Source organism: Thermanaerothrix sp., assembly GCF_056331585.1.
Map to the genome: position 1 here is coordinate 1 of NZ_JBWGPQ010000075.1, position 2,627 is coordinate 2,627.

Here is a 2,627-nt window from a genome sequence, read left to right on the forward strand (position 1 = left end):
GCCCAGGGATGCCCATGGCTTTCAGGCGCTCCACCATCCAGTATCGCGTGATCGGCATGGGGACAATCAGATTTGCCTGCCGCATTCTCATCCACTTTTCAGGATTATCCCGTGATCGGGTCTCCACTTCGCAGTAGTAGAACCAGCCTTCGGGGTCGGTCAGTTTCAGGTCGGGCTGGAACCAGGGCGTTTCCTGCGGATCGAACGGCATCACTTCGGCTTTCCACCCCCGCAGACGTGCCTGGTAGGCGGCCATAAGCACCAGCGCGGCATGTCCTTCCTGCTCTTCCCCCTTGTGCAGGCGGACGATTTTCTCCCAATCGCTCTCCACCGGTTCAACCCCCAGCGCACGGGCAAGTGATTTGCCATAGTCGGTCAGTCGGAGAACACTTAATTTGACGGGCGCAGTCCCCGGCAACTTGATTGCAAAATACTCCACCATACGATGAGCCACCTGCTCATCTGCCAGTGCACCGTAAACTACGTTGCGCAACGAATTTGCCCTTGGACTGGACCCGGTCTTTTGGGACAGCAGAAGCAGTAAATCCAACGCCGTTGAAACACCCGTTTCTGCCAGTATCTTCACTGCCAGAATGACACGTGGCCAGAATTGACCACGCCAGCGCCAGGCAATCCATTGGTGACCGTAAGGCAACATACTTGCTTTTTTCGCTCTACTGAGTCTCATAACTTCAAGATAGAGAAAATTGCTTCATCGCGCAAGGGAATTTACAAATTTGCAAACTGGTGTTACTGTTCCACCTTCAAAACTGGGGATACCGTCCAGCCCCCCATACTCTTTCCCCCTCTCCGCGCCTCTTTCCCTCCCGCCCATGCCTCAGGCGGGTCAAGCCGTACCGACCCTCCTGCCTCTAGCCATCCGGGGAGATCACCGTTCCGTCCACCTCCTTCGCTTCCCCTGCCCGTTTCCCTCGTGCGATCTCGTCCAACCCCGCGGGAAGCACCACCAGGTTTCCCCCGCTTGACCCACAGTGCGGGCAAGAGTCCGGCAGCATCACCCCAACCGGGATCACCGCCCCACAGGACGGGCAGTAGGCATGCCAGTGACCAACATGTGGAATGTGCAGCGGCTCCGTTGCCATGCTATGACACCTCCCCGATCCAGTGTGCCCAGGATACGCCCTGCGCCTGCAAGGCATGGATCAAGCGCTGGTCGGCGCTCCACAACTCGGCGTTCAGACTCTCGGCCAGTGCGACATACTGCGCGTCATACGCTTTGCTCTGCCCAAGACGCTCCGCCCAGCGCAGGGCTGCATGGTGGAGTTCCACCGTAGGCATAGCCTGCTCAATGGCCATCCCATCCAGATCAACCAGGGCTTCATCCGCTTTGGCCAGAGAGATCATTCCCAGTTGCACCGCCTTATACAACCCGTTAGCGCATTCATAGCCCCACAGTGCCGGAGCATATAAGGCTTGACGCTGCTTTTTCAACTGCTCCATGAGCCGATAGGCACTATCGGAATACGGCAGGTTCAGGAACAGCGCCAGGGTGACATTGGCGTCAATTACGGCTCGCCCCGCCATACTCGCTCCATGTCGGCATCCCGCTCCTGGCGGGCTTCCTGGATCAAATCCGTCTCAATCCGCGGTAGATCGGCCTGTTCCTTACGCCACTTGGCAAGAATCTGCTCCCGCCGCTCCCAAACGTCCGTTTGGCGTTCCAGGGCATCCAGCCCTACGTCCAGGGCCTGGCGCAAGACGCTGGCCAGGGTTCGCCGCTGTCGCCGTGCAATCCGCTCCAATCGCTTACGCTGTTCAGGTTCAAGCAAGACCTGATAACGCTCCATGCTTCACCTTCCAATCCGGATTTACACCACTTTACATTAAGTGATGTATATTGTCAATAACGTCGCGCCAGCCAGGGGAAATTCAGCATCAATACCCCGCTACATACCCGCTTCTTGAAACCCCATTTGGCCATGTCCAGCGTTCCAGCCACAGGTCGCTCTCCGGGTGCCTGGCGAGGGTCGTCCCGTCATATGGTTGTGCAACCACCAATTTTTCGCAGGCTTAATATTACGCATAAGATTTTCATCCCTCGCGGTAGCCTCGCCGCCGTTTTTGCGCCACGATCGTGGCCATGCGTTCCTCGGCCTCTCCCCGCGAGCCGCACGGGATGATCCGCCAGCGTTCGTAGCGGGTGCGCAGGCTCCCCCACCCGCACACCACCGCCCAAGGCTCAAATAGCGTCGCTTGCACCGCCACCACATACCAGCGATACACACGCCTGGGTGGATCCACACGGATAAGCCGCATGCCATGATTCTACCGCCCCTGCAAACCGGCTACCGCACCTGCCGCCGCCAGCGTGCACAATGCCCCTATCAGCACCACCAGCCCCAGCAGCAAACCCACCACGGCTGCCCACCGCCGCACCGGACGGCGCAGACCGATCACCCCCAACACCACCGCCCCCAACCCCAGCGCTCCTGAGGGCAACGAAAGCAGAATCGGCCCGCGCGGGCCAATTGCGAAACTCGCCAGGCACAGCGGCAGCACGCCGATCACCGCCAGGATCAGGCTCACCAGCCCGGCTCGATTGGATTAGACGTTCGTCACACTCGTCTCGTTCATGGTTCACCTCTCACGGTTCAATGCTTCGAAAC

The 2,627-nt window shown here is 59.0% G+C and carries 6 protein-coding genes; all 6 read right to left on the reverse strand.

What is annotated here, in order from left to right:
* The coding region (locus tag AC01YT_RS13565; RefSeq protein WP_315626194.1) for a hypothetical protein at positions 1–658 on the reverse strand (658 nt) is incomplete at its 3' end.
* A gap of 214 nt (positions 659–872) precedes the next feature.
* Positions 873–1,103 (reverse strand): hypothetical protein, encoded by a 231-nt coding sequence (locus tag AC01YT_RS13570; protein WP_315626195.1) that lies wholly within the window; start codon positions 1,101–1,103, stop codon positions 873–875.
* Between the two features lies 1 nt (position 1,104).
* Positions 1,105–1,545: a type II toxin-antitoxin system VapC family toxin gene (locus AC01YT_RS13575; protein WP_315626196.1), complete on the reverse strand. Its 441-nt coding sequence runs from the start codon at positions 1,543–1,545 to the stop codon at positions 1,105–1,107.
* Entirely contained in the window at positions 1,527–1,808 is a 282-nt protein-coding gene (locus AC01YT_RS13580; RefSeq protein WP_315626197.1) for a hypothetical protein, read from the reverse strand. Before AC01YT_RS13580 ends, AC01YT_RS13575 begins: the two co-directional genes overlap by 19 nt.
* A 244-nt stretch (positions 1,809–2,052) precedes the next feature.
* On the reverse strand, positions 2,053–2,277 hold the full coding sequence (locus AC01YT_RS13585; protein ID WP_315626198.1) for a WGR domain-containing protein: 225 nt from the start codon (positions 2,275–2,277) through the stop codon (positions 2,053–2,055).
* Between the two features lie 9 nt (positions 2,278–2,286).
* On the reverse strand, positions 2,287–2,547 hold the full coding sequence (locus AC01YT_RS13590) for a hypothetical protein (protein ID WP_315626199.1): 261 nt from the start codon (positions 2,545–2,547) through the stop codon (positions 2,287–2,289).
* Between the last annotated feature and the right edge of the window lie 80 nt (positions 2,548–2,627).